The 26,093-nt window shown below is 62.4% G+C and carries 23 protein-coding genes; 17 read left to right on the top strand and 6 right to left on the bottom strand.

The window, feature by feature from the left end; all coding sequences use genetic code 11:
• Nucleotides 1–81: 81 nt before the first annotated feature.
• The 9 genes from flhA to folD all read left to right on the top strand — a co-directional run bounded on the left by flhA (nt 82) and on the right by folD (nt 8,853).
• Nucleotides 82–2,169 (top strand): flagellar biosynthesis protein FlhA, encoded by a 2,088-nt coding sequence (gene flhA / locus P3R82_RS22430; protein ID WP_283195395.1) that lies wholly within the window; start codon nt 82–84, stop codon nt 2,167–2,169.
• Entirely contained in the window at nt 2,166–2,918 is a 753-nt protein-coding gene (fliR, locus tag P3R82_RS22425; protein WP_283195394.1) for a flagellar biosynthetic protein FliR, read from the top strand. Before flhA ends, fliR begins: the two co-directional genes overlap by 4 nt.
• 4 nt (nt 2,919–2,922) lie before the next feature.
• On the top strand, nt 2,923–3,336 hold the full coding sequence (locus tag P3R82_RS22420) for a hypothetical protein (RefSeq protein ID WP_183900275.1): 414 nt from the start codon (nt 2,923–2,925) through the stop codon (nt 3,334–3,336).
• Between the two features lie 32 nt (nt 3,337–3,368).
• On the top strand, nt 3,369–3,932 hold the full coding sequence (locus P3R82_RS22415; RefSeq protein WP_283195393.1) for a rod-binding protein: 564 nt from the start codon (nt 3,369–3,371) through the stop codon (nt 3,930–3,932).
• 17 nt (nt 3,933–3,949) lie between these two features.
• A complete protein-coding gene (locus P3R82_RS22410; RefSeq protein WP_183900277.1) occupies nt 3,950–4,315 on the top strand; it encodes a hypothetical protein in 366 nt (121 codons plus the stop codon).
• Nucleotides 4,315–4,848: a hypothetical protein gene (locus P3R82_RS22405; RefSeq protein WP_183900278.1), complete on the top strand. Its 534-nt coding sequence runs from the start codon at nt 4,315–4,317 to the stop codon at nt 4,846–4,848. Before P3R82_RS22410 ends, P3R82_RS22405 begins: the two co-directional genes overlap by 1 nt.
• 248 nt (nt 4,849–5,096) lie before the next feature.
• Entirely contained in the window at nt 5,097–5,909 is an 813-nt protein-coding gene (locus P3R82_RS22400) for a WecB/TagA/CpsF family glycosyltransferase (protein WP_283196405.1), read from the top strand.
• Between the two features lie 454 nt (nt 5,910–6,363).
• Nucleotides 6,364–7,830: a succinoglycan biosynthesis protein exop gene (locus tag P3R82_RS22395; protein WP_283195392.1), complete on the top strand. Its 1,467-nt coding sequence runs from the start codon at nt 6,364–6,366 to the stop codon at nt 7,828–7,830.
• A 123-nt stretch (nt 7,831–7,953) separates the two neighbouring features.
• Entirely contained in the window at nt 7,954–8,853 is a 900-nt protein-coding gene (gene folD, locus P3R82_RS22390; RefSeq protein WP_283195391.1) for a bifunctional methylenetetrahydrofolate dehydrogenase/methenyltetrahydrofolate cyclohydrolase FolD, read from the top strand.
• Between the two features lie 14 nt (nt 8,854–8,867).
• On the opposite strand, the gene P3R82_RS22385 is transcribed toward folD, so the two are convergent.
• Nucleotides 8,868–9,890 (bottom strand): substrate-binding domain-containing protein, encoded by a 1,023-nt coding sequence (locus tag P3R82_RS22385; RefSeq protein WP_283195390.1) that lies wholly within the window; start codon nt 9,888–9,890, stop codon nt 8,868–8,870.
• A 273-nt stretch (nt 9,891–10,163) separates the two neighbouring features.
• On the opposite strand from P3R82_RS22385, the gene P3R82_RS22380 reads away from it, so the two are divergent.
• The 6 genes from P3R82_RS22380 (at nt 10,164) to P3R82_RS22355 (ending at nt 17,210) form a co-directional block, all read left to right on the top strand.
• Nucleotides 10,164–11,525 carry an ABC transporter substrate-binding protein gene (locus P3R82_RS22380; RefSeq protein WP_183900282.1) on the top strand — a complete coding sequence of 454 codons (1,362 nt, stop codon included), beginning with the start codon at nt 10,164–10,166 and terminating at the stop codon, nt 11,523–11,525.
• Nucleotides 11,526–11,690: 165 nt separating this feature from the next.
• A complete protein-coding gene (locus P3R82_RS22375; RefSeq protein WP_183900283.1) occupies nt 11,691–12,704 on the top strand; it encodes a sugar ABC transporter permease in 1,014 nt (337 codons plus the stop codon).
• A 1-nt stretch (nt 12,705) separates the two neighbouring features.
• Nucleotides 12,706–13,869: an ABC transporter permease subunit gene (locus tag P3R82_RS22370; RefSeq protein ID WP_283195389.1), complete on the top strand. Its 1,164-nt coding sequence runs from the start codon at nt 12,706–12,708 to the stop codon at nt 13,867–13,869.
• Nucleotides 13,870–13,914: 45 nt separating this feature from the next.
• Nucleotides 13,915–15,567: an alpha-glucosidase gene (locus tag P3R82_RS22365; RefSeq protein WP_283195388.1), complete on the top strand. Its 1,653-nt coding sequence runs from the start codon at nt 13,915–13,917 to the stop codon at nt 15,565–15,567.
• A gap of 24 nt (nt 15,568–15,591) precedes the next feature.
• Nucleotides 15,592–16,683: a sn-glycerol-3-phosphate ABC transporter ATP-binding protein UgpC gene (gene ugpC / locus P3R82_RS22360; protein ID WP_283195387.1), complete on the top strand. Its 1,092-nt coding sequence runs from the start codon at nt 15,592–15,594 to the stop codon at nt 16,681–16,683.
• 173 nt (nt 16,684–16,856) lie between these two features.
• The gene (locus P3R82_RS22355) at nt 16,857–17,210 is read left to right on the top strand and encodes a hypothetical protein (protein WP_183900287.1); all 354 of its coding nucleotides are present in this window, start codon (nt 16,857–16,859) and stop codon (nt 17,208–17,210) included.
• Between the two features lie 83 nt (nt 17,211–17,293).
• Here the strand turns inward: P3R82_RS22355 and edd are convergent, their stop codons facing one another.
• From edd to P3R82_RS22330, 5 genes are all read right to left on the bottom strand, one after another.
• Nucleotides 17,294–19,114, bottom strand: coding sequence for a phosphogluconate dehydratase (gene edd, locus P3R82_RS22350; protein ID WP_283195386.1), 1,821 nt, complete (start codon nt 19,112–19,114; stop codon nt 17,294–17,296).
• A 78-nt stretch (nt 19,115–19,192) separates the two neighbouring features.
• Complete coding sequence (pgl, locus tag P3R82_RS22345; protein WP_283195385.1) at nt 19,193–19,891, bottom strand: 6-phosphogluconolactonase; 699 nt, start codon at nt 19,889–19,891, stop codon at nt 19,193–19,195.
• Between the two features lie 12 nt (nt 19,892–19,903).
• Nucleotides 19,904–21,379: a glucose-6-phosphate dehydrogenase gene (gene zwf / locus P3R82_RS22340; RefSeq protein WP_183900290.1), complete on the bottom strand. Its 1,476-nt coding sequence runs from the start codon at nt 21,377–21,379 to the stop codon at nt 19,904–19,906.
• A gap of 134 nt (nt 21,380–21,513) precedes the next feature.
• Nucleotides 21,514–22,812, bottom strand: coding sequence for an FAD-binding oxidoreductase (locus P3R82_RS22335; protein WP_283195384.1), 1,299 nt, complete (start codon nt 22,810–22,812; stop codon nt 21,514–21,516).
• A 10-nt stretch (nt 22,813–22,822) separates the two neighbouring features.
• Nucleotides 22,823–24,259 carry a glutamine synthetase family protein gene (locus P3R82_RS22330; RefSeq protein ID WP_283195383.1) on the bottom strand — a complete coding sequence of 479 codons (1,437 nt, stop codon included), beginning with the start codon at nt 24,257–24,259 and terminating at the stop codon, nt 22,823–22,825.
• Between the two features lie 174 nt (nt 24,260–24,433).
• On the opposite strand from P3R82_RS22330, the gene P3R82_RS22325 reads away from it, so the two are divergent.
• Together P3R82_RS22325 and P3R82_RS22320 are read left to right on the top strand one after the other, a co-directional pair.
• A complete protein-coding gene (locus P3R82_RS22325) occupies nt 24,434–25,567 on the top strand; it encodes an NAD(P)/FAD-dependent oxidoreductase (RefSeq protein WP_283196404.1) in 1,134 nt (377 codons plus the stop codon).
• Between the two features lie 167 nt (nt 25,568–25,734).
• A complete protein-coding gene (locus P3R82_RS22320; RefSeq protein WP_183900294.1) occupies nt 25,735–25,878 on the top strand; it encodes a hypothetical protein in 144 nt (47 codons plus the stop codon).
• Nucleotides 25,879–26,093: the final 215 nt, after the last annotated feature.

The following is a 26,093-nucleotide window of genomic DNA, read 5'->3' as shown; positions in this document are numbered from 1 at the left end:
TCGCGCAAGCTTCGCCATTTAACTGTCGATCCGAATTGGTGGGCATCATGCCCGCACCTCTCATGAAGAGATGGAATCGATATGGCGCAACCACCCGCACTCCCCCTTCCGAAATCCGGTCCCAGCATACGCGACGTCGGCTTTGCCCTTGGCATCGTCCTCATCATCTGCGTGCTGTTCCTGCCGATCCCGCCGTTTCTCATCGACATGGGTCTGGCATTTTCGATCGCGCTGTCGGTTCTCATCCTGATGGTCGCGCTGTGGATCGAGAAGCCACTCGAGTTCTCGTCCTTCCCGACCATCCTTCTGATCGCCACGATGACGCGCCTGTCACTCAACATCGCGACGACGCGCGTCATTCTCTCGAACGGAAACAAGGGCGAGGAAGCGGCTGGAGGCGTTATCGCCGGCTTCGCGAGCCTTGTCATGTCGGGCGACTTCGTGATCGGTTTGATCGTCTTCCTGATCCTGATCACCATCAACTTCATCGTTATCACCAAGGGCGCGACCCGTATCGCGGAAGTCGGCGCCCGCTTCACCCTTGATGCCATCCCCGGCAAGCAGATGTCGATCGACGCCGACCTGTCGGCCGGCATCATCGACGAGCGCGAGGCGCAGCGCCGCCGCAAGGAGCTCGAAGAGGAGAGCTCCTTCTTCGGCGCCATGGACGGTGCATCCAAGTTCGTGCGCGGCGACGCCATCGCCGGCCTTCTGATCACCGCCATCAACGTCTTCGGCGGCATCATCATCGGCTACTTCCGCCACGGCATGCCGATCGGCGAAGCGGCCGACGTTTACGTCAAGCTCTCGGTCGGCGACGGTCTGGTGTCGCAGATGCCGGCGCTGATCATCTCTCTGGCCGCCGGCCTTCTCGTCTCGCGCGGCGGCACCGTCGGTTCGACCGACAAGGCCGTCATCGGCCAGCTGAGCGGTTATCCGCGCGCGCTCTCGGTCTCCGCCGTGCTGATGATCATCCTTGGCCTGATGCCCGGCCTGCCGTTCATTCCGTTCATGTTCCTCGGCGGCGTTCTCGCCTTCGGCGCCTGGTTCATCCCGCGCCAGGTCGATGCGGAAAACAAGGTTCTGCGCGAGGAAGAGGAAAAGAAGGTCGTCCAGAACAAGGAACTGGAGAAGGACTCGGTCAAGTCGGTATTGCGCACGTCGGAAATCGAACTGGCGCTCGGCAAGATGGTCTCCTCGCGCCTTCTCGGCGCCCACCAGGAACTCGCCTTCCGCGTCGGCAAGATGCGCAAGAAGTTCGCGACGCAGTACGGCTTCGTCGTTCCCGAGATCAAGGTCACCGACGATATCGGCATCACCGAGAAGTCCTACCAGATCCGCATCCACGGCACGACCGTTGCCTCCAACGAGCTGCGTGTCGGCGAAGTGCTCGTCGTCACCGGCTCCGGCCGCAAGCCGCGCGTGCCCGGCGATGACATCCGCGAACCCGCTTTCGGCATGCCCGCCGTCTCGGTGCTCGAGGCATTCACCGAGGATCTCAAGCGCGAAGGCTTCCAGCCGATCGACAACGTCTCCGTCGTCCTGACCCACATGAGCGAGGTCATTCGCAACAACCTGCCGGCGCTGCTCTCCTACAAGGACCTCAAGGTTCTGATCGATCGTCTCGATCCCGAGTACAAGAAGCTTGCCGACGAGATCTGCTCCTCGCACATGTCCTACTCTGGTCTGCAGGCCGTGCTGAAGCTGCTTCTGGCCGAACGCGTCTCGATCCGCAATCTGCATCTCATCTTGGAAGCCGTGGCGGAACTTGCCCCGCACGTGCGCAAGACCGAGCAGATCGTCGAGCATGTCCGCGTGCGCATGTCGCAGCAGCTCTGCGGCGACCTTGCCGACAACGGCGTGCTTCGCGTGTTGCGCCTCGGCAGCAAGTGGGACCTCGCGTTCCACCAGGCCCTGAAGCGCGACAACAAGGGCGAAGTCGTCGAATTCGATATCGATCCGCGCATGCTTGAGGAATTCAGCGAACAGGCGAGCAAAGTAATCCGTGAATTCATGGACCGCGGCCTGCCTTTCGCCCTTGTCACCTCGCCGGAAACACGGTCCTATGTGCGCATGATCATCGAGCGTCTGTTCGCCACGCTCCCGGTTCTTTCGCATGTGGAACTGGCGAAGGGCATCGAGATAAAGATTCTAGGCTCTATTTCATGATAACTGACCCGCAAGGGACCGTGTTGGCACTCTTTCTGATCTTCTGCAGGATCGGGGGTTGCGTGCTGACGATGCCGGGCTTTTCGTCGGCGCGTGTCCCTGCGGTTCTCCGCGTTTTCATCTCAGCCGCGCTTTCGCTGTCGATCATGCCGGTGCTCTGGGACACGGTCTACCCGGCGGTTCGCACCTCGAACGCGACCTATATCGGTTTCATCTTCAGCGAATCGCTGATCGGCGTGATGTTCGGAATGCTGGCCCGGCTCTATACGCTGGGCATGCAGTTCGCCGCCAGCATCGTCGCCATGATGATCGGCTACACGCAGCCGAGTGCGTCCGATATCTTTGAAGACGGCCAGGAAAGCGCGCTTTCCGGCTTCATCATCTTCGCCGGCATGATGATCCTGTTCATGTTGGATTTTCACCACCTCGTCTTCAGAGGGCTGATCGATTCCTACACCTCGATGCCGTTCGGCGGCGTCATGCAGATGCGCAGCACGCTGATTTCGTTCACCGATACGCTATCGACGACGTTCTCCATCATGCTGCGGCTTTCGAGCCCGTTCCTCATCTACGGATTGTTGTTCAACGTCGCCATCGGCTTCATCAACAAGCTGGCCCCGCAGATCCCGGTCTACTTCATCTCGACGCCTTACCTGCTCTTCGGTGGCCTCTTTCTCTTCTACTTCTCCGTTGCGGCGATGATCAGCCAGTTCGGCCAGTCCTTCACCACCGTGTTCATGGGGCAGTAGGCCGATGGCGGAAAAGACGCGCTCGGACAAGCTCAGGCGCCTCGTCGCGGTCCAGCGGCATCTGGAGCAGATGGCGGAGTTCGATCTCGCCGAAACGACGCGCCAGCGCGCCGAGGTCAGCGAGGAGATGGACAGCGTCATCCATGCGCTCGGCTCCATGGATCCGGTTCATCACGCTTTTTCGCAAGGCTATGCCGACCGCTTCAGCCGCCTCGGCATCAAGGACAAGCAGCTGACCGGCATGCAGGAAGTTCACCAGATGCGCGTCCAGCAGGAGCGCGCCAAGGGAGACCGGCTGGAAGACGGCATGCGCGAGGCACTCGATGACGAGCGCCGCGAGGCCGACGACAACGCGGTCTATGATATCATCGATCAAAAATACGGTACGCCAGCCTCCAGCAAGCTTCAAAAATCATAATCGCTTCGATCTGAAATCAAGAGGATTATGACGTGGCTATTTCACCCCCGAGTGATCTGGTTCTGGACGTTGTCAGGGCAGCCGACCCCATGGAGGTCCAGGCCGCTCAGGAAAAACTGAAGGCAAACCAGGCTGCTTTCGCGGCCAATAGCCTTGCCGAAGCGGGCAAGGGCTTCACCTCGGCGGTGGACATACTCGATCGCGCCTCCAGCAAGGCCGGCCTCGGCGACGTCAACAATCGCACCGACAACACGACGCAAATCCCCGAGTCCTATCGCAAGTTCGAAGCGATGGTGCTGCAGAACTTCATCAAGAGCATGCTGCCCAGCGAGAGCGAAGAGGTCTACGGCAAGGGCGCCACCGGTGACATCTGGAAGGGCATGATGGCCGAACAGCTCGGCAACACCATCGCAAAGGGCGATGGCATCGGCGTTGCCAAGCAGCTTTATCAGGACGCTTTGAAGAAGCAGGAAGGTAGGGTCAACGCCTCCACCGACCAGAACGATCGCAGTGCCGCGGTCAACATGATCAATGAAATACAGCGCCAGACGTTTGGCGTGACATCGACGGACAACAAGTCCGCAAACGACGCCTGAGGGAATCGAGGAAAACAATGGAAATAATCTCGAACGAATACCGTATCAAATCGGTTCTTGGACGCCTGGAAATGATCATCGACAACGAGAACGCTCGCATCGGCAGCGATCCGCAGTTCGATCTCAAGGTGTCGAATGCGCACAAGAGCCGCTGCCTGTATGAGCTGTCGATGCTCTTCAGCGATACCGATCCCAAGGAGCTCGCCGCTTCCCACCTCGAACAGTTGCATGGACTGAAGGAAAAGCTGGCGCTGAACGCCCGTCGCGTCGAGGCTCATCTCGAAGCCGTGCGCACGGTCGCCGACCTGCTGAAGAATGCGGTTCAGGACGCGGACGCCGACGGCACCTATTCGCAGGAACAGTTCCTGGCGCGTGAACACTGATGATTAAACTCGTTCTTACAGGCGTCTGGGTCTGCGTGATCACGCTGGCGGCGGTCTATATGTCGGTGACGCTGGCAACGGCGCCGGCTCCCGCCCCCGATCAGTCGAAGCAGAGTCTCGTCGAGCTTGTAAAGGGCGAGTCGATCACCATTCCTGTCGTCAAGGATGGCGCCGTCAGCGGCTATTTCCTCGGAAAGCTATCCTTCATGGTCAACAAGGAGATGGTGAAGGGCGCGACCCTGCCGCTCACCGAAATGACCACCGACGCGCTCTTCTCGCTGCTCGTCGGCAACAAGATGGTCGATATCGCCAACATGAAGTCGTTCGATCCGATTGCCTTCCGCGATATGGTCAAGAAAGACCTCAACACCAGCCTGGGCGGCGAGTACATCGATCAGGTATTGCTCGAGCAGCTCGACTATCTCTCCAAGGAAGAGGTCGCCGCCAACGCTTCCGGCCAGCCGAAGAAAACAGGCAAGCCGGTCAATGTCGTCCCGCCCGAGCCCGTCAAGGACGCTGCCGCCGGCGGCTGACGACCGCTTTTCGTCGCGGTGCCCGCGTCACCGCGACCAGCCGTCCGTCGTGGTTAACAAATCCCTGATATCGCCGGGAAAAATAGACCGGTTTTCCTAAAGGTTGTTTGACGGCGGCCTGTTATACCGTCCCGCGATGGGCCGACATGCGCGCCGCCTTCCGGATTTGGAAGCCGGCGTCCGATCCAGGCAGACCTCAGTGTTCCCGGGATCTCCGAGCCATGAAGCATTATCGTCAGGAAGCGGGTATGAACCTGATCGCGAATTTCGCGGTCCTCGCCTCTCGTCGCGCCATTTTCGATCTGCCTGTCTGCGATCTGGGTTGGGACGATGCGCTCGTCTTCATCAACGAGCTACTGTCGATGCCCGTCGGCCAGACGTCCATCTCCTTCGTCAACGCGCACAACATGCTTCTGGCGCTGCGTGACGAGGAATATCGCGACATCCTCTCGCAGAACCTCGTCCTGCCGGATGGCATCGGTCTCAACATCGCGTCGAAGATCGCGCACGGATCGCCTTTCCCGGCCAACCTGAACGGCACCGATTTCGTGCCCGCGCTGCTGACCTTCATGGAGCAGCCGCGCCGCATCGGCCTGATCGGCGGCACGCGCGCCGTGGTCGAGCGGGCGGCGGTGAATTTCCGCCGGCATGCGCCCTGGCATGAATTCATCGTGATTTCCGACGGCTTCTTCGACAAGAACGAGCCGTCCGCCGTCCTTGCCGAGGTCGCCGCGCAGGATCTCGACATTGTCATCGTCGGCATGGGCACGCCGTTGCAGGAGAAGTGGGCGCACAAGCACATTCGCGCCGATCACGCGCGCCTGGTGCTGACCGTCGGCGCCCTGTTCGATTTTGTCTCCGGCTCGGTGCCGCGCGCCCCGAAGCTGGTGCGCTCGATGCGCCTGGAATGGGCCTACAGGCTCGTCCAGGAGCCGGGCCGCCTCTGGCGTCGTTATGCGCTCGGCATCCCCGCCTTTCTTTATCAGGTCGCCAAGTATCGGTTCAGCCGCCGCAAGGTCATCCTGAAGCGCTCGGAAATCGGCGACGTCAGTCGAGATTGAGCGAAAATTAACCTTTTGTTTGCCAAGCCTGTTTAGGCTCGATTAACCACACGCGACTGCGATGGGTTCGATCGTTCCATGCACGAGACTTGGTGATGCGCGAAAATCATTCGAGACGTCCCACCCATTCATGGCCATCCGCGCCGAGAGATGAAGCCGGCTCGAACCGTCTTGACGCGGACCACTCCCCGCTAGAATTGGCCGTGCCTGAAGCGGAGTTGCTGCGGGTCATCGAACGGGCCCTTCAGGCGCAGCGAATGCCACAACCGGAAGAGCCTGCGCCGCGGACGTCACCCCACTTCTCGTCAGCCGCATCGAAACCATTCTCGGCAAGAGGCTCGAGGCTGCCAATGATGGCGCCACCCCGCCGAAGCCGCCGCTCGACAACGCCGCGCCGAATGCCGCCGTCCCTGACGCCGGTGCCCCGCACGCCGCTGCCCCTGACGCCGCGGCGATGGACGATCTGATAGACGATCTGGCTGCGCAGGAATTTTGCGTCGAATCGGCAGCGCACCCGGAGATCGAGCATCCGGCGCCGGCATTCCGCCGCAGCCGCCGGTCGCTGATCGCCGCCGGCGCGCTTTCCGCGCTGGGCGCTCTTGCAGGAGCGATGATCCCGGGCGAGCCATCCGGCTTTCGGGCGCAAAGCCTGCTCGGCGTCGAGGGGGCCGCCAAGGACCGGCCGGCCCTTGTCACAGCGGCGCACGATGCCTTGCTCTCGCAGAAAACAGTCGCGACCGCCGTGGCCAGATTGAGGCTCGACCGCGACGCTGAGTTCGCCGGCGCCAGCGGCAGCGCATTCAATGTCGTCGTCGATATCCTGTCCGCGAGCGGCGTTGCCGCCGATCCGGTCTCGCGCGCCGAGGCGTCTCTCGCCACCGCCATTCGCGCCTCGGCGGATCCGAAATCCGGAACGGTCGGTTTCAGCGTCACGACATCGAGTGCTGCGAAATCCGCGCGCATCGCGTCCTATCTCGTCTCGACCGTAGCCAATCCCGCGTCGACCGCGATCGTCAGCGACAGCGCGGCGAAGAACGCAAGCGCGCAGGCCGACGCCGAACTGGATGCTTTCACCAAGACGAACGGCCAGGGCAATGTCGAGGTTGCAACCCGGCTGCAGCAGCAGCTTGTCGAGGCCAACGGCGCCCTGCAGGACGCGCAGCAGAGGATCGTGGCGGCAAAGGCGCGCGCCGACCTGCTGAAGACCGCGACCGCCGACGATGCCCTGACCGGCGCGCTCGCCGCCGAAATCACCTCGCCGGCGCTGGACGAGCGCCGTGGCCGCTATGCGCTGGCCAAGTCGACGCTCGCGCAGCTTGCCGCCAGCCTCGGTCCCCGGCATCCGCGTCTGATCGCCCAGCAGGCCGAGGTGGATGGCCTGCACGACAGCATCGGACAGGAGCTAGGCAGGCTGTCGCGCGATGCCGCCGACGAAGTCAAGTCGGCGGTCGACGCTGTCAGGCAGCTTGGCGACCAGAGAAACACGCTGATCGCGCAAAGCCGCGACACCGGCGTCGATCTCGCCAAGCTGACGGAACTGCGCGAAAAATCGGCCGCGGCGCGCCAGCGTCTTGAAGATCAGCTCAGCACCGGCGCGATCGGCGCCGATGGCCCGCCGGTGCGGGTCATCAAGGCGCCCGTCGTAACGGCCGTCGAACCCGGCCGAGGCCCGTGGCTGGCCCCGGCACTCGGCGCGCTGGCTGGCCTTGCCTTCGGTCTTGCGGGCTTCAGGCGACGCGTGGATGCGGGCAAGACCATCGCGCACAGCGAGCCGGTCGCCACGATCGAGCCGTCGGTCGATATCCCGCGTCAGCCTGTGTCGGAGCCCGTGGCCGAGCACGCCGCCGACGAGGTCCAAATCCTCCGCGCCGAGATCGCCGCCATGCGCGACCGCCTGCGCTCCTACGCCGCGACGGCCTGATCGTCACCCACCTGCGGCATGATTGTACTTGCATTTCTCGTTTCAGGCAGGATAGGGCGTGGACAGGCAAATTGTGTCTGATGCCGCCGACTAGAATGGCGGCGTAGTGGCAGGGAGACGGTCTTGGCGACAGTAATCGACGGCAAACAGGTTGCAGCTTCGGTCATCGACACGGTGAAGGCGGCGACCGCTGCATTGGAAAAGCAGAGCGGTGTTCAGACCGGTCTCGCGGTCATCATCGTCGGCGACGATCCGGCAAGCCACGCCTATGTGAACTCGAAGAGCAAGATGGCCAAGGAATGCGGTTTCATATCCGTGCAGCACACGCTGCCGATTGAGACGACGCAGGAAGAGCTGGCCGCGCTCGTGGCCTCGCTCAACGCCGATGACACGATCCACGGCATCCTCGTGCAATTGCCGCTGCCCAGGCACCTGAATTCCGAGCCGATCATCCAGTCGATCCTGCCCGAGAAGGATGTCGACGGTCTTCACGTCGTCAACGCCGGCAAGTTGGCGGTGGGCGATCTGCAGACGGGTCTGGTTTCCTGCACGCCGGCCGGGGCCATGGTCTTCGTGCGCCGCACCCACGGCGAGGATCTCTCCGGCCTCAACGCCGTCGTCGTCGGCCGTTCCAATCTGTTCGGCAAGCCGATGGCGCAGCTGCTGCTCAACGCCAACGCCACGGTGACCATCGCGCATTCGAGAACCAAGGATCTCCCGTCGGTCTGCCGCAACGCCGATATTCTGGTTGCCGCCGTCGGTCGTCCTGAGATGGTGAAGGCTGATTGGGTCAAGCGGGGCGCCACCGTCATCGACGTCGGCATCAACCGCATCGCCGCACCCGAAAAGGGTGAGGGGAAAACACGCCTGGTGGGCGACGTCGCCTTCGCCGAGGCCGCCGAAGTCGCTGATGTCATCACGCCCGTGCCGGGTGGCGTCGGTCCCATGACCATTGCCATGCTGATGGCCAACACCGTCATCGCCGCGCATCGCACCGCCGGCCAGACGCCGCCGAAGTTTTGATCGAGAGACACGCTTTAGCGCGGCGCCGCGCCCGTCGACGCCCGCACGATCAGCTCCGTCTTCCAGAGTTCCTGTTCCGGGAAGGGGCCGTCCTGCTTGACGGTCCCGATCAGCCGCTCGGCGATCCGGACACCCGCCGCGCGCAGCGATGAGCGCGTCGTCGTCAGCGGCACGGAGAAATTCTCCGGCTTCAGATGCGGCAGCACGTCGTCATGGGCGATCAGCGAAATATCCTCGCCGAGCTTCAGCCCCGCCTGCGTCACCGCGCGGATGGCGCCGAGCGCCAGAACCGTGCTGGAACAGAGAATGGCGGTCGGCGGCTCCGGCAGCTGCAGGAAGCGCTCCATCGCGAATTGCCCGTGCTCGTCGGTCATCGACATGTGGCTGACGCAGCTCTCGGGCAGTTCCAGCCCACGTTCGGCGAGCGCCGCGACGACGCCCTTCTTGCGGCGGATCGCGAAATCCAGATGCTCCGGCCCGTTTAGCAGGCAGAAATGCCTATGCCCGAGCTGCAGCAACAGCCGCGTCGCGTCATAGAAGGCACCCTCGTTGTCGATGTCGAGATAGGGATAATCTGGCTCGGTGCCGAACGAGCGGCCATGCACCAGAAACGGCATGGACAGCGATTTCAGGAGCGGCAGCCGGGGATCGTGCCCGCGCATGTAGGCGACGAACAGCGCATCCACATTGCCGCTGATCGCGAGCCGCCTGAGCGCGCCCACCTCATCGTCTGGATCGGCCGGCATGATGACGAAATGAAAGTCGTGCCTTACCGCTTCCTCGCCGAGCCCGGTCAGGAATTCGCCGAAATGCACGTCGGAATAATGCCCGGGCGCGGTGGGCATGACGAGGCCGATCGAGCCCGCCTTGCCGGTCGCCAGCCGCTGCGCGGCCTTGTTCGGCCGGTAGCCGGTCTCCTGCACGGCGCGCAGCACCCGCTCGCGTGTCGCCTCGTTGACCTCGGGATAACCGTTCAGCGCACGGCTCACCGTCGTCTGGGACAGGCCCAGCATTTCCGATAGCTGTTTCAGATTCACGTGTTAAACTTCCTCCACACGCCCTGGAGGTCATCTCTCCCAAATGGCATCCAAAGCGCTTTTGTTAATGTAGCAGCTGTCAAGCTTGACTCAAGAAAAATCGCTCCATATTTCCGTTCAAGCCTTGCTGCATCGCCATAATTCGCGGCTCCAAGGCAGGTTTTGCGAATTGCCTTGACTCTTTTGTGCCGAAAGTGAAATGAGTTCGTTGTCAAAGCGCTTTGGAATTTCGATTGCAAGGCGTGATTGGGATTGTGATGGGAGGTTGATCACATGAAAAAGTCATTTTTGATGGGCGTTGCCATGGCGGCGCTTCTGGCCGGCGGCGCGTCCGCGGCCGATCTGAAATTCGCGCCGGGCGAGGACAGCAAGTTCAACTGGAAGAGTTACGAGGACTTCAAGGCGGCCAATGCCGACCTTAAGGGCCAGGAGCTGACGATCTTCGGGCCGTGGCGCGGCGAGGACGAGGCGCTGTTCCGCAGCATTCTCGCCTATTTCACCGAAGCGACGGGCATCGACGCCAAATATTCGTCCTCGGAAAACTACGAACAGCAGATCGTCATCGACACGCAGGCCGGTTCGCCGCCGAATATCGCGATCCTGCCGCAGCCGGGCCTTCTGGCCGATCTGGCCGGCAAGGGCTTCCTGGCGCCGCTCGGCGATGAGAACTCCAAGTGGGTCAAGGACAATTACGGCGCCGGCGACAGCTGGGTCGGCTACGGCACCTACAAGGGCAAAGACGGCAAGGAAGCCTTCTACGCCTTCCCCTACAAGGCCGACGTGAAGTCGCTGGTCTGGTACGTGCCTGAAAACTTCAAGGAAGCGGGCTACAAGGTCCCGACGACGATGGAAGAGCTGCAGGCTCTGTCCGAGCAGATCGTCAAGGACGGCGGCGTTCCGTGGTGCATAGGTCTCGGTTCCGGCGGCGCCACCGGCTGGCCGGCGACCGACTGGATCGAAGACCTGATGCTGCGCATGCAGCCGCCGGAAGCCTACGACAAGTGGACCACCAACGAACTGAAGTTCGATGATCCCGCCGTCGTCTCCGTCATCGACGAGTTCGGCAAGTTCGCCAAGAACGAGGCCTATGTCGATGGTGGCGTCAAGGCTGTTGCCTCGACCGACTTCCGCGACAGCCCGAAGGGCCTCTTCGCCGTGCCGCCGAAGTGCTACATGCACCACCAGGCGTCCTTCATCCCGTCCTTCTTCCCCGAGGGAACGAAGCTCGGCCAGGATGCCGACTTCTTCTACATGCCGACCTTCGCGTCGAAGCCTGAACTCGGCAAGCCGGTTCTGGGTGCTGGCACGCTGGTCACGATCGCCAAGGATTCCAAGCCGGCACGCGCTTTCGTGGAATTCCTGAAGACGCCGATCGCGCATGAAGTCTGGATGGCGCAGTCGAGCTTCCTGACCCCCTACAAAGGCGTCAACACGGCCGCCTACGCCAACGAGCAGATGAAGCGCGAAGGCGAAATCCTGACGACGGCGACCACCTTCCGCTTCGATGGTTCCGACCTGATGCCCGGCAAGATCGGCGCCGGCGCCTTCTGGACCGGCATGGTCGATTTCGTCGGCGGCAAGTCGGCTCAGGATACCGCCAAGGAAATCCAGAGCGCCTGGGATGGCATCAAGTAACATCGCCTGATCTCCATGCCGCCTGCTCGGGCGGCGTGGATGTGAATGTCTGGCCGGACGCCGTCACAAGCGTCCGGCCATCGCCGCCCCTTGCGCCCGCTGCCAGCGTGCCCGGTCGTCAGGCGGCGTGATTTCAAGAAGACGTAGACATCAGGGGAGGGATGAATGCTATCGCAGCTGGTTTCCGCTTTGGGGGTCGTGGTCGTCGCCGTATTCGCTTGCGCGGCCTATTTCTATTTCTCGAACAAGTTCCTGGATATGGCGCTCCCGGTGAGGGACGGCGACATCACCGCCGCCTCGCGAAACCTCAACCGCCGTGCCGTCATCCGGCCGTGGCTGTTCCTGTTCCCGGCGCTCTTCCTGCTGGTCGTCTATCTCGTCTATCCCGTGATCGCGACCGTTATCCTGTCCTTCTACGATCGCTCCGGCGTCCAGTTCGTCGGCTTCAGCAATTACCAGTGGGCCTTTACCGACCGCGAATTCCGCCAGTCGATCTTCAACAACATCCTCTGGCTCGCCGTCGTGCCCGCTGCCTGCACCTTCTTCGGCCTCGTCATCGCCGTCATGACCGACCGCATCTGGTGGGGCAATATCGCGAAAAGCATCGTCTTCATGCCGATGGCGATCTCCTTCGTCGGGGCCTCCGTCATCTGGAAATTCATCTACGAGTATCGCGGCGGCAACGCCACGCAGATCGGCCTCCTGAACGCCATCGTCCAGCTCTTCGGTGGCACGCCGCAGGTGTGGATCTCGGTGCCCTTCTGGAACAGCTTCTTCCTGATGATCATCCTCATCTGGATCCAGACCGGCTTTGCCATGGTCATCCTGTCGGCGGCGCTCCGCGGCATCCCGGAAGAGACCATCGAGGCCGCCGTCATCGATGGCGCCAATGGCTGGCAGATCTTCTGGCGCATCATGGTGCCGCAGGTCTGGGGCACGATCGCGGTCGTCTGGACCACCATCACCATCCTCGTCCTCAAGGTCTTCGATATCGTGCTCACCATGACCAACGGTCAGTGGGACACGATGGTTCTCGCCAATCTCATGTTCAACTGGATGTTCCGCGGCGGCGGCGACAGCGGCCGAAGCGCCGTCATCGCGCTGATCATCATGCTGGCCGTCACGCCGATCATGGTGTGGAACGTCCGCCGCGCCAATCGCGAACTGGGAGGCAAGTGAGATGACCCTGACCCGCGATTTCTTCAAGATCGGCCCGGCCCGTCTGTTCGTCCACGCTGCCGTCCTCTTGATCGTCATCATCTGGTTGATCCCGACGCTCGGCATCTTCGTCAGCGCGTTGCGCGACAAGGACCAGATCGTCGTTTCCGGCTGGTGGACCGCCTTCTCCGGCTCGTCGCGCACCGTCGCCGTCCGCCTCGGTCAGGTCGACCAGCAGAAGCAGGATGGCCCGGCCTATGTCATTTCAGGCAATGTGCTCGAAGGCCAGGAGGGACGTTCGATCAATGCCTTCGGCACCCGCGTCGCTCAGCCCTCGGCCTACAAGGCCGGCGAGACCGCCGATCTCGGCGATGGTCTCTCGCTTGTCGTCAACGAGGACGGCACCTATCGCTACGCCAAGAACGCCGCCTTCGGGCCGGACGATGGCGGCCGCCGCGTCTATATCTCCGTCGCCACGCCGCCGGAATTCACCCTGCAGAACTATCGCACGGTGCTGACGGGCGAGGGGATCGGCCAGTCCTTCATCAACTCGCTGACGGTCACCATCCCGGCCACGATCATCCCGATCCTGATCGCCGCCTTCGCCGCCTATGCGCTGAGCTGGATGGAATTCCCCGGTCGCGCGCTGCTGATCGCGCTGGTCGTCGGTCTCATCGTCGTGCCGCTGCAGATGTCGCTGATCCCGCTTTTGCGGCTCTACAATCAGGTCGGCATGCTCCTCGATACGCCGTCCAAGACCTATCCCGGCATCTGGCTGGCGCACACCGCCTTCGGCATGCCGCTCGCCATCTATCTCCTGCGATCCTACATCGCGGGCCTGCCCAGGGAGATCATCGAATCCGCCCGCGTCGATGGCGCCAGCGATTTCGAGATCTTCACCCGCATCGTTCTGCCCCTGTCCTTCCCGGCGCTCGCCTCCTTCTCGATCTTCCAGTTCCTGTGGGTCTGGAACGACCTGCTCGTCGCCATGGTCTTCCTCGGCACGGACAGGGAACACCTCGTGCTGACGGGTGCGCTCAACGCGTTGCTCGGCTCGCGCGGCGGCAACTGGGAAATCCTGACGGCCTCGGCATTCATCACGATCATAGTACCGCTGCTCGTCTTCTTCGCATTGCAGCGCTATCTCGTGCGTGGTCTGCTCTCGGGTTCGGTCAAGGGCGGCTAGTCATTTCCCAGGACACTCAGAAGACAATATCCAACAGGACCACATATGAGCATGGCATCTCAATCCAACCTGACGGCTGACAAGGACTGGTGGCGCGGCGCGGTGATCTACCAGATCTATCCGCGCTCCTATCAGGACAGCAACGGCGACGGCATCGGCGATCTCAAGGGCATCACCGCGAGATTGCCGCATGTGGCCGCCCTTGGCGCCGACGCCATATGGATCTCGCCCTTCTTTACCTCGCCGATGCGCGACTTCGGCTACGACGTCTCCGACTACGAGAACGTCGACTCGATCTTCGGCACGCTGGTTGATTTCGATTCCCTGATCGCCGAGGCACACCGCCTCGGCATCCGCGTGATGATCGATCTCGTCATCTCGCACTCTTCCGATCAGCATCCCTGGTTCGTCGAGAGCCGGTCCAGCCGCACCAACGCCAAGGCCGACTGGTATGTCTGGAGCGACTCGAAGCCGGATGGCACCCCGCCCAACAACTGGCTGTCGATCTTCGGCGGTTCCGCTTGGGCGTGGGACCCGACCCGCATGCAATATTACATGCACAACTTCCTGACCTCGCAGCCGGATCTCAACCTGCATAATCCTCAGGTCCAGGATCGCCTGCTGGATGTCGTCCGCTTCTGGCTGAAGCGCGGCGTCGACGGCTTCCGCCTCGACACGATCAATTTCTATTTCCACGACAAGGAACTGCGCGACAATCCGGCCCTGGCGCCGGAGCGGCGTAACGCCTCGACGGCGCCGGCGGTCAATCCCTACAATTTCCAGGAACACATCTACGACAAGAACCGCCCGGAGAATATCGCCTTCCTGAAGCGCTTCCGCGCGGTGCTCGAGGAGTTCCAGGACATCGCCGCGGTCGGCGAAGTCGGCGATAGCCAGCGCGGTCTCGAGATCGTCGGCGAATATACGTCCGGCGACGACAAGATGCACATGTGTTACGCCTTCGAGTTCCTGTCGCCGGACCCGCTGTCGCCGGAGCGCATCGAAGACGTGATGAACGATTTCGCCGCCGCCGCCCCCGATGGCTGGGCCTGCTGGGCGCTCTCCAATCACGATGTCGTGCGCCATGTGACCCGTTGGGGCTCGCTCGTTGCCGATCGCGACGCCTTCGCCAAGCAATATGCGGCGATGCTGATGACCATGCGCGGCTCCGTCTGCCTCTACCAGGGCGAGGAGCTCGGTCTGACGGAAGCCGATCTCGCCTACGAGGACCTGCAGGACCCTTACGGCATCCAGTTCTGGCCGGAGTTCAAGGGCCGCGACGGCTGCCGCACGCCGATGGTCTGGGACAGCCAGGTCGCCCAGGGTGGCTTCTCCACCGTCAAGCCATGGCTGCCGGTGCCGGTCGAACATATCCTGCGCGCCGTCAGCGTCCAGCAGGGCGACGAGACCTCGGTGCTGGAGCACTATCGCCGCTTCATCGCCTTCCGCAAGCAGCACCCGGCCTTTGCCAAGGGCGAGATCAAATTCATGGAGCCGCAGGGCGACATGCTGATTTTCGAGCGCGAATACGGCAACGAAAAGCTGCTCTGCGTCTTCAACATGAGCGCGACCGAAGCCTTGGCCGCTCTACCTGAAGGCAACTGGCAGGCGTTGACGGGCCATGGTTTCGTCAGCAATAACTATGGCGACAAGATCGATATACCCGCCTGGGGCGCGTATTTCGCTCGTCTCGCCTAGAGACTTCTGGAGGAGGAGAACTCGATGACTGGACTGACACTCAAGGACATTCGCAAATCCTACGGTGCCGTGGACGTGCTTCATGGCATCGATCTTGAGATCAAGGAGGGCGAATTCGTTGTCTTCGTCGGTCCGTCGGGCTGCGGCAAGTCCACGCTGCTGCGCATGATCGCCGGTCTGGAGAACATCACCGGCGGCGACATGTATATCGACGGGCAGCTGGTCAACGACGTCCCGCCTTCCAAGCGCGGCATCGCCATGGTGTTCCAGTCCTACGCGCTCTATCCGCATATGACCGTCTACGACAACATGGCCTTCGGCATGAAGATCGCCGGCGAGAACAAGCAGGAAATCGATCGTCGCGTGCGCGCGGCCGCCGAAAGCCTGCAGCTCACCAAGTATCTGGACCGCCTGCCAAAGGCACTGTCCGGCGGCCAGCGCCAGCGCGTCGCCATCGGCCGCGCCATTTGCCGCAACCCGAAGGTCTTCCTCTTCGACGAGCCGCTGTCGAACCTCGACGCGGCGCTGCGCGTTGCCACCCGCATCGAGATCGCCCGCCTCAACGAGCAGATGGCCGACACGACGATGATCTACGTCACCCACGACCAGGTCGAGGCGATGACGCTGGCCGATCGCATCGTCGTGCTGTCCGCCGGCAATATCGAACAGGTCGGCGCGCCGCTCGAGCTTTACGAGCGTCCGGCCAATCTCTTCGTCGCCAAGTTCATCGGCTCGCCCGCCATGAACGTCATCCCGGCCACGATCGCCGAAGCCGGCAACACGACCACGGTCACGCTGACCGGCGGCAAGTCCGTCACGCTCGACATTCCCACGGCTGCGTCCGAGAAAGGTAAGACCGCCAGCTTCGGCGTTCGCCCCGAAGACCTGCGCATCGCCGCGCCGGCCGACGAATATCTCTTCGAGGGCGAAGTATCGATCGTCGAGGCGCTCGGCGAGGTGACGCTGCTCTACATCGAGGGTCTGGTCCAGAACGAGCCGATCATCGTCAAGCTGCCTGGCATCTACGATGTGAAGCGCGGCCAGAAGATGCATTTCTCCGCCGATCGCTCGAAACTGCACCTCTTCGATGCGGAAGGTCGCACCTATCGCAAGTAAGTTGTAAATCGCTCCCGGGCCGTGTGAATAATGCGGCCCGGCGCTATGCTGTTCGAACCTTCTGTTAAAGATCGCTTGGTAGTCTTTCCTGATTGCGCATTTTGAGGATTACTACAGTGGCGACACCGAGCCCCCAGTCATCGGGACATTTTCTAAACAAGGAAGAATCCTTCATGTACGACCGCGAAGTGCGGTTCAAGATGGAGGACACGATGAACGCGGCGCGTCTCGAGTATACCGAGAAGGGCGTCATGAACATGGCCTCGCGCCGTTGCGACATCATCCGCATTTCCAAGAGCAGCGCCGTCCTGGCGATCCTCACGCAGTTCAATCTCCCGCGTCAGTTCTATCTCGATCTTCCCGATGCCCGCATCAGCAAGATCGGCTGCATGCTGACCCGCGTCAACGCCAACAACACCGTGGAAGTCCGCTTCCTGCGCATGTTGACCGACAAGGAACTGAACAAGATCTTCGTCTACAGCACCCATCCGGCCCATCGCGACCGCGTGCTCGACATTCGCGGCTGATCGCTGCTTGCAGATATGAACGACAAGGCCCGCGAGATCGTCTCGCGGGCCTTGTCGTTTTCAGCGGCAGATCGCGGCGCTGCTCAGTGGAAGAGCACGCTGGCGCCCTTGTCGGATGCGCCGACGGCGCGGCGGAAGGGGGCGAAAAGCTCGCGGCCCATGCCGAATTCGTTGTCCGAGAGATCGGCGTCGGCAGGCTTGCGGTCGGCGAGCGTGGCCGCGTCCACAAGCACTTCGAGCGTTCCGGCGATCGCGTCGAGACGGATGATGTCGCCGTCCATGATGCGCGCGATCGGTCCGCCATCGACGGCCTCCGGCGTCACATGGATCGCCGCCGGAACCTTGCCCGATGCGCCGGACATGCGCCCGTCGGTCAGAAGCGCCACGCGGAAGCCGCGGTCCTGCAGCACGCCGAGCGGCGGCGTCAGCTTGTGCAGCTCCGGCATCCCGTTGGCCTTCGGTCCCTGGAAGCGGACGACGGCGATGAAGTCGCGGTTGAGCTTGCCTTCCTTGAAGGCCTCCTGAAGCTCCTGCTGGCTGTGGAAGACGATCGCCGGCGCCTCGATGACGTGGCGGTCGGGCTTCACGGCCGAGATCTTGATCACGCCCTTTCCGAGATTGCCGCGCAGCATCTTCAGGCCGCCATTCGCCTGGAACGGCGTTTCGATGTTCGCGAGCACCTTCGGATCGACACTCTTTTCAGGGGAGGGCTCGCGCACGATGCCGCCATCCTCGCCAAGGCGCGGATCGATCGTGTAGGCCTGCAGTCCGTGACCGAACACGGTGCGCACGTCATCGTGCACCAGGCCGTGCTTCAACAGTTCCTTGATCAGGAAGCCCATGCCGCCGGCCGCGTGGAAATGGTTCACGTCGGCAAGGCCGTTCGGATAGACGCGGGCGAGCAGCGGCACCACCTCGGAGAGCTCGGCGATATCCTGCCATGTGAGCTCGATGCCGGCGGCGCGCGCCATGGCGACGAGGTGCAGCGTGTGGTTGGTCGAGCCGCCGGTGGCATGCAGGCCGACGACGCCGTTGACGATCGAGCGCTCGTCGATCATCTCGCCCGCGGGCGTGAACTCGTTGCCCTGCGCGGTGATCGCGAGCGCCCGCTTGGTGGCTTCGCGCGTGAACGCTTCGCGGAGCGGCGTGCCCGGATTGATGAAGGACGAGCCGGGCATGTGGAAGCCCATGATCTCCATCAGCATCTGGTTGGAGTTCGCCGTGCCGTAGAAGGTGCAGGTGCCCGGTCCGTGGTAGGACTTGGATTCGGCCTCCAGCAGTTCGGCGCGGCCGACCTTGCCCTCGGCGTAAAGCTGGCGCACGCGCGACTTCTCGTCGTTCGGCAGGCCCGATGTCATCGGCCCGGCCGGAACGAAGATCGACGGCAGATGCCCGAAGGTCAGCGCGGCGATTGTCAGGCCCGGCACGATCTTGTCGCAGACGCCGAGATAGAGCGCTGCGTCGAACATGTTGTGCGACAGGCCGACACCCGCAGCCATGGCGATCAGGTCGCGCGAGAAGAGCGAGAGCTCCATGCCCGGCTGGCCCTGTGTCACGCCATCGCACATGGCCGGAACCGCGCCCGCCACCTGCGCGATACCGCCGGCCTCGGCGGCAGCCTCGCGAATGATCGCGGGATAGGTCTCGAACGGCTGGTGCGCCGAGAGCATGTCGTTATAGGAGGTGATGATGCCGAGATTGGAAACATGGTCGCCAGCCAGTGCTTCCTTCTCGGCGGCGGAACAGACCGCGAAGCCGTGTGCCAGGTTCGCGCAGCCGAGCGAGGAGCGAACGACGCTCTTGCCCACCGCGTTTCGCAATCGCTCGAGATAGAGCTCTCGTGACGGTTTCGACCGTTCGACGATACGGTTTGTGATGGCGGCAACGCGCGAATGAGCGGACATGGGAAATCCTTGTCGTTTGCTGGTATTCGATTGTCTGTTCGCGGCTTCAGGCCGTATCGGCCACGAGGGCCTGTCGGCTTATGGAGCCCAGTATATGTCGACCGGCGTCGCGGCGCGGCGCAGGATTGCCCGGATCGGCATCTCCGCTTCGTCGCCGGCACCCTCGGCCTTGGCCAGAACGTCCTTCTTGCCGTCGCCTTCGATATGAAGAACAAGCAGCCCCGCATCCTGCAGGCTGGAGAAGGTGAAGGTCAGGCGTGGTTCGCCCGCGCCTTCCGCGTCCATGGTAATGATGCCGCGTGGCGTTTTCGGGTCGAGCGCGACAGCAAGATTGCTGCCACCAGGGAAGAACGAGGCCGTGTGGCCGTCGCCGCCCATGCCTAAAATGACGACGTCGAACGGATTGCCGATCGAAGCCGTGGCCACAGTCGAAAGCCTTGCGGCTTCCTCGACCGTTGCCGCCGGCTGGTAGAGCGGCTGGAACTTTGCCGCCTTCGCCTTGTTCTGCAACAGGTTGCCGATGACGAGCAGATGGTTCGAGCGTGGATTGTCGGCGGGCACGAAACGCTCGTCGACGAGCGTGATCGTCACCTTCGTCCACTCGAGATCGCGCGTCGACAGTTCCTGGAAGAACGCCTTCGGCGTCGAGCCGCCGGAAACGGCGATCTCGGCCGTTCCCTTCTTGGCGATGGCCGTCGAAAGCGATGCAGCGACCTTGTCGGCAAGGTTGCGCGCCAGTTCGGCGGCGTTGGCAAAATTGTGCATGGTCGCTGCCATCTCTCTCGATCCTTAGAGGTTGTCGTGCCAGGTGCGGCCGTCACGCTCGATGAGCGCGATCGACTGGCTCGGGCCCCATGTGCCGGCCGTGTAGCCCTGAACCTTCTGGCCGGTGGATTCCCAACCCTTGAGGATCGGGTCGACCCACTGCCACGCCGCTTCCACTTCGTCGCGGCGCATGAACAGCGTCTGGTTCGAACGGATGACGTCCATCAGCAGGCGCTCGTAGGCGTCGGGGTTACGAACCTGGAAGGAATCGGCGAAGCTCATGTCGAGCGAAACCTCGCGCAGGCGCATGCCGCCCGGACCAGGATCCTTGATCATCAGCGACTGCTTGACGCCTTCGTCGGGCTGCAGGCGGATGATCAGCTGGTTCTGGTTGATGCGGCCGGCCGACTGGTCGAAGACCGAGTGCGGGATCGACTTGAAGGTGATGACGATTTCCGACATGCGGCCGGCAAGACGCTTGCCGGTGCGGATGTAGAAGGGAACGCCAGCCCAGCGCCAGTTGTTGATCTCGGCCTTGATGGCGACGAAGGTCTCGGTGTTGGAGACGCCGCCTTCGAGCTCTTCGAGGTAACCCTTGACCGGGCCGCCCGCCGAAGCGCCGGCACGATACTGGCCGCGCACGGTGGTCTGCTCGACATTCGACGCGTCGATCGGCTTCAGTGCGCGTAGCACCTTCAGCTTCTCGTCGCGAACCGCTTCGGAATCCATCGAGGACGGGACTTCCATGGCGACTAGGCAGACCAGCTGCATGATGTGGTTCTGCACCATGTCGCGCAGCGCGCCGGCGGTGTCGTAGTAGCCCGCACGGCCTTCGAGGCCGACGGATTCGGCAACCGTGATCTGCACATGGTCGATATGGTTGGCGTTCCACAGCGGCTCATAGAGGGCGTTGGCGAAGCGCAGCGCCATCAGGTTCTGCACCGTCTCCTTGCCGAGATAGTGGTCGATGCGGAAAATCTGCTCTTCCTTGAAGACCTTGCCGATCGTGTCGTTGAGCTGCAGCGCGGAAGCGAGGTCGCGACCGATCGGCTTCTCGACGACGATGCGGGTCGACTTGGTGATCAGCTTGTGGTCGTGGATCTTCTGCGAGATGTCGCCGAAGATGCCGGGTGCGACGGCCAGGTAGAAGGCGCGCACGCGGTCCTTGCCCTCGTCGAGCAGCTTCTTCAGCTGGTCCCAGCCGGCGTCGGAGCGGGCATCGACGGGCACGTAGTACAGGCGCTCGCAGAACTTGGCGACTTCGGCCTCGTTGTACTCGCCCTTCTTCAGGTGCTCCTTGAGCGCGTCCTGCGCGAACTTGCGGTATTCTTCGTGGGTCAGCGCGCTTCTGGAAGCGCCGATGATGCGGGTCGGCTCGGAGAACTGGCCTTCGATCTGACGATGATAGAGGGCCGGCAGCAACTTGCGCTCGGCAAGGTCGCCACTGCCGCCAAAGACGACGTAATCGAAAGGTTCAACGGGAATGATTTGGCTGCTCATGAGGCTATCTCTCAATCAGACTGGTTCATGGCCTCTTTAATCTAATCGATTTAAAAAAGCCAGTGTGCGCTGCAACGAATTTGTCCGGCACTGGTTTTAGATCGAAAAGCCGCGTGAGGAAATCCGCAATCTGACTAAAACTTGTCGCGCAGGGCAAACCAGGAAAGTGCCAGGAAGAGCAGGGGAGCGCGCATCGCCCGACCACCGGGGAAGGCCGGGATTTTAAGTGCCTTGAAGAGCTCGAGATCGCCGGATTTCCCGATCACGGTCTCGGCGTAGAGCCGTCCGCAATAGTTGGCAAGCATCACGCCGTGGCCTGAATAGCCGCCGATCGAGGTGACGCCGGGCATAACCTCGCGCACGAAAGGCTGCCTCGGCATGGTGATCGCGACCGATCCTCCCCAGGCATGGGTGATCTCGACATTGCCGAGTTCGGGATAGATCTCGGCGATCTGGCGGCGGATATGCTCGGAAATATCGCGCGGATTGTCGGCCGTATAGGCCTCACGCCCTCCAAACAGCAGCCGCCCGTCCTTGGATTTTCTGAAGTAGCGCACGACGAAACGCGGATCGGCGACGGCCTCGCCGCCCGGAATGACCGAGGATGTCTCGCCAAGCGGCACGGTCGCGCCGATGAAGGAGCGGATCGGCATGACATGGCTTGCGGTGATCGGCTCGAGATTTTCGATATAGCCGTTGCAGGCGATCAGCGCCTTGTCGGCGGTGATCCGCCCTCGCGGCGTGTCGATCGTCACTTTGCCGCCACCCTGGCGGATCGCCGTCGCCTTGGTCATTTCGAAGACTTCAGCGCCGGAAGCCGCCGCCGCCCGCGCCAGCCCGACCAGGAGCTTCAACGGGTGGATGTGGCCTGTGCCGGTGTCGCGCACACCGCAGAAATAGCGCGTCGACCCCAGCCGCTCCTGCGTTTCCGCTCTGTCCATGAAGGTGGCGTGCGGGTAGCCGTAGCGGCTGGCGGCGATCTCCGCATTTGCGCGAAAGTCCTTCTCGTAGCTCGCCTTGTGCGCCACGTTCATCTGGCCCGGCATGAAATCGATATCGATCTGGTGCTCGGTCGCAAAATCAAGCAGATGCTTCTTGGCGTCCTCGGCAAGATCGAACAGCGCCTTCGAGCGCTCGAAGCCGATCTCTTCTTCCAGTTCCTCCGGCCACGAGCGCTGGCCGGTGCCGAGCTGCCCGCCGTTGCGGCCCGACGCGCCATCGCCGAACCGGCAGGCCTCGATGAGCACCACCGACACGCCCGCCTTGGCGAGATGATAGGCCGCCTGCAGCCCGGTATAGCCGCCGCCGATAATGGCGACGTCGCATGTCTTCGATCCGTCAAGTTCAGGATAGGTGGGCCGCTCGCCCACTGTGGCTTGATACCACGAAATGCCGGGCGCGATCGGGCTCTGCCATTTCTGCTCGGATGTCATGACGCGATCCTCACACGTTGAGCAGGAGGAATTCGCGTTCCCACGGGCTGATCACCTGCATGAAGGTCTCGAACTCGCCGCGCTTGACCCCGGCATAGAGCCCGATGAACTCGCGGCCGAACACCTCCTCGAAGGCCGGCTCGTCCTCCATCAGGGCTACGGCTTCCAGCAGTCCGCGCGGCAGGTCGATCGAGCCTTCGTTGGCCGAATCCTCGGTCGGCGCTGTCGGCTCGATCTCCTTCATGATCCCGAGCAGACCGCAGGCAAGTGAAGCCGCCAGCGCCAGATAGGGGTTGGCGTCGGAACTCGGCAGCCGGTTCTCGACGCGCCGCGCCTGCGGATCCGAGACAGGAACCCGGAACGCCGTCGTGCGGTTGTCGTAGCCCCATGCGTTGTTGACAGGGCACGACATGTCGGGCGTCAGGCGGCGGTAGGAGTTGACGTATGGGGCGAGCATGCAGAGCGCGCTCGGCACGTATTTCTGCATCCCGCCGATGAAGTGGAAGAACTCCCTGGAGGGCGAGCCGTCGGGGTTGGAGAATACGTTCTTGCCCGTGTCCTCGTGGATGACGGACTGGTGGATGTGCATCGCCGATCCGGCCTGGCCCTGCATCGGCTTGGCCATGAAGGTGGCGTAGATGCCGTGCTTCATCGCCGCCTCGCGGATCGTGCGCTTGAACATGAAGACCTGGTCGGCAAGCTCGATCGGATTGCCGTGGCGCAGGTTGATCTCGAGCTGCGCCGGGCCTTCCTCGTGGATCAGCGTGTCGATCTCCAGCCCCTGCTTTTCGGAGAAGTGGTAGATGTCGTCGATCAGTTCGTCGAACTCGTTGATCCCGGCGATCGAATACCCCTGACCGCCCAGAATGGCGCGGCCCGAACGGCCTTTCGGCGGATGCAGCGGATAGTCGGGGTCGTCGTTCTTGGCAACGAGATAGAACTCGATCTCAGGCGCCACCACCGGCTTCCAGCCGCGGTCGTGATAGAGCTTCAGCACCTGCTTCAGCACGTTGCGCGGCGTATAGGGCACTTCCTGGCCATCGGCGCTGACGACGTCGCAGATCACCTGCGCGGTCGGGTCCGTCTCCCACGGCACGACGGACAGCGTCGAAAGGTCGGGCACCAGCTTGAGATCGCTGTCGCGCGGTTCGTAGCGGAAGCTTTCTGTCTCCTCGGGATATTCGCCCGAAATCGTGTGCCGGTAGATCGCGGACGGCAGCGCCAGCGATGTGTTGGAGGTGAATTTCGAGCTCGGCATCATCTTGCCGCGCGGCACGCCGGCGAGATCGGGCGTGATGCATTCGATGTCTTCGATCCCGCGTGCCCGCAAGAACTGCGCTGCTTCCTTCCAGGAGGCCACGCCGCGAAGATATCCAGGGTCCGGGGGAGATTTCTTCGAGGCGGGAACGTTCTTGGCAGGTTTCAGCGTCGTCTTTTTTGGGGACATGACACACCGGTTTACGTTGATCTTGCAGCCATAATAACCGGAGTTTGGCAATTGGCGAGGGGGGACGCACGTTGACTTTCGCCTATTGATGGAAAAAGAAGGCGCCTTTCGACGAAGGAAACGGCCGTGCAGCGAAGAAGCGATGTAATCGTCATAGGCGCGGGCGCCGCCGGCATGATGTGCGCCATCCGCGCCGGCCAGCGCGGCCGCTCGGTGGTCGTGCTCGATCACGCCAAGGCGCCCGGCGACAAGATCCGCATTTCCGGCGGCGGTCGCTGCAACTTCACCAATATTCACGCCTCTCCGAAGAATTTCCTGTCGGCCAATCCGCATTTCATGAAGTCGGCGCTCGCCCGCTTCACGCCATCGGACTTCGTCGCCATGGTCGATCGCCACAGGATCGCCTGGCACGAAAAGACGTTGGGGCAGCTGTTTTGCGATGACAGCGCCAAGGACATCATCCGCATGCTGCTCGACGAGATGCTTGCGGCTGGCGCGAGGCTCGAGCTGCGCACCGAGATCGTCGCTGTCGAAAAGACCGAAGACGGCTTTCGCGTGTCGACCTCCGAGGGCGAGTATCTCGCAACGTCGCTGGTGATCGCCACCGGCGGCAAGTCGATCCCGAAAATGGGCGCGACCGGTTTCGCCTATCGCATCGCCGAACAGTTCGGCCTGCCCATGATCGAAACCCGTCCCGGCCTCGTGCCGCTGACGCTCGACCCGCAACTGCTCGAAAGCGTCGCTCCGCTGTCGGGCATCGCGGCCCCCGCCGAACTCAGGCATGGCAAGACGGCGTTTCGCGAGGCGCTGCTCTTCACCCATCGCGGCCTGAGCGGCCCGGCCATCCTGCAGATCTCCTCCTACTGGCGCGAGGGCGACGAGATCACCGTCGATATCGAACCGGACGTCGATCTCCTCGCGCACCTGAAGGCGGCAAAGCAGGCGAACGGTCGCCAGTCGGCGCAGACCGCGCTCGGCGATGTTCTACCCAAGCGCCTGGCGCAATATCTGACCGAGCGCGCCGGCGTCACCGGCAACATGGCCGACATGTCCGACAAGGTGCTGGCGCGGCTGGTCGATGCCGCGCAGAACTGGACGATCAAGCCTTCGGGCTCCGAGGGCTATCGCACGGCCGAAGTTACACTCGGTGGCGTCGATACCGCGGCGCTCGATTCCCGCAGCATGCAGGCCAAGTCCGTACCCGGCCTCCATTTCATCGGCGAATGCGTCGACGTGACCGGCTGGCTCGGCGGCTACAATTTCCAGTGGGCCTGGGCATCGGGCGTTGCGGCCGGCGACAGCCTCTGACGCCTATTCTTCGTAGAGGTGAAACCAGTTGCAGGATTCAAGAGTTCTTAAGCAGGGTGCGCCATCCTGTCTCGATGACGTGCCCGGATTGCTTCCTAAATAAGGCTTTACGAGCACAGTCTTTTGTTGGATTGTTGTGTCATAGAAGAAGAAGTGAGGTTCTGCAGATGAACAAGAACACACGACGCGCCCGCGCCATCGCAATTGCCAAGGCCCAGCCGGATACACGGCTTGTCGCAATCCGCTACGTCGTGCTGGCCGCCAGCGCCGCCGCCGCCGTCATGGCGCTGCTCCTGCCGCGGATGCTCTAAGGCCCTCCTCGCAATAGGACGAGACCTTGCCGTGCGCCGATGCGCTTGCATCTTCAAACGCGCGCGAACGTTATGGCTTGCGGCAATATCCAGCCATTTAAGCTTATATAAAAATTAACGCATCTTCTGCAAAGCTCTAAAGTATGACTTATGGGCGCTTCGCACTTGCGGAGCGTGACAGGCAATGATTGCCGTCCGAGCATGCGCTCGCGATT

Origin of the sequence: Rhizobium sp. AN80A (assembly GCF_030053015.1) — a bacterium.
In the GTDB taxonomy this organism is placed as follows: domain Bacteria; phylum Pseudomonadota; class Alphaproteobacteria; order Rhizobiales; family Rhizobiaceae; genus Rhizobium; species Rhizobium metallidurans.
This window is presented reverse-complemented; position numbering and strand designations above follow the sequence as displayed.

Coding starts and splice junctions, on each gene's coding strand:
- P3R82_RS22365 (WP_283195388.1), top strand. CDS start 13,915: ATGAGCATGGCATCTCAATCCAACCTGACGGCTGACAAGGACTGGTGG.
- ugpC (WP_283195387.1), top strand. CDS start 15,592: ATGACTGGACTGACACTCAAGGACATTCGCAAATCCTACGGTGCCGTG.
- P3R82_RS22325 (WP_283196404.1), top strand. CDS start 24,434: ATGATGTGCGCCATCCGCGCCGGCCAGCGCGGCCGCTCGGTGGTCGTG.
- P3R82_RS22405 (WP_183900278.1), top strand. CDS start 4,315: ATGATTAAACTCGTTCTTACAGGCGTCTGGGTCTGCGTGATCACGCTG.
- P3R82_RS22400 (WP_283196405.1), top strand. CDS start 5,097: ATGAACCTGATCGCGAATTTCGCGGTCCTCGCCTCTCGTCGCGCCATT.
- P3R82_RS22375 (WP_183900283.1), top strand. CDS start 11,691: ATGCTATCGCAGCTGGTTTCCGCTTTGGGGGTCGTGGTCGTCGCCGTA.
- P3R82_RS22355 (WP_183900287.1), top strand. CDS start 16,857: ATGTACGACCGCGAAGTGCGGTTCAAGATGGAGGACACGATGAACGCG.
- zwf (WP_183900290.1), bottom strand. CDS start 21,379: ATGAGCAGCCAAATCATTCCCGTTGAACCTTTCGATTACGTCGTCTTT.
- pgl (WP_283195385.1), bottom strand. CDS start 19,891: ATGGCAGCGACCATGCACAATTTTGCCAACGCCGCCGAACTGGCGCGC.
- P3R82_RS22370 (WP_283195389.1), top strand. CDS start 12,706: ATGACCCTGACCCGCGATTTCTTCAAGATCGGCCCGGCCCGTCTGTTC.
- P3R82_RS22320 (WP_183900294.1), top strand. CDS start 25,735: ATGAACAAGAACACACGACGCGCCCGCGCCATCGCAATTGCCAAGGCC.
- fliR (WP_283195394.1), top strand. CDS start 2,166: ATGATAACTGACCCGCAAGGGACCGTGTTGGCACTCTTTCTGATCTTC.
- P3R82_RS22395 (WP_283195392.1), top strand. CDS start 6,364: ATGGACGATCTGATAGACGATCTGGCTGCGCAGGAATTTTGCGTCGAA.
- flhA (WP_283195395.1), top strand. CDS start 82: ATGGCGCAACCACCCGCACTCCCCCTTCCGAAATCCGGTCCCAGCATA.
- P3R82_RS22380 (WP_183900282.1), top strand. CDS start 10,164: ATGAAAAAGTCATTTTTGATGGGCGTTGCCATGGCGGCGCTTCTGGCC.
- edd (WP_283195386.1), bottom strand. CDS start 19,114: ATGTCCGCTCATTCGCGCGTTGCCGCCATCACAAACCGTATCGTCGAA.
- P3R82_RS22330 (WP_283195383.1), bottom strand. CDS start 24,259: ATGTCCCCAAAAAAGACGACGCTGAAACCTGCCAAGAACGTTCCCGCC.
- P3R82_RS22420 (WP_183900275.1), top strand. CDS start 2,923: ATGGCGGAAAAGACGCGCTCGGACAAGCTCAGGCGCCTCGTCGCGGTC.
- P3R82_RS22410 (WP_183900277.1), top strand. CDS start 3,950: ATGGAAATAATCTCGAACGAATACCGTATCAAATCGGTTCTTGGACGC.
- P3R82_RS22335 (WP_283195384.1), bottom strand. CDS start 22,812: ATGACATCCGAGCAGAAATGGCAGAGCCCGATCGCGCCCGGCATTTCG.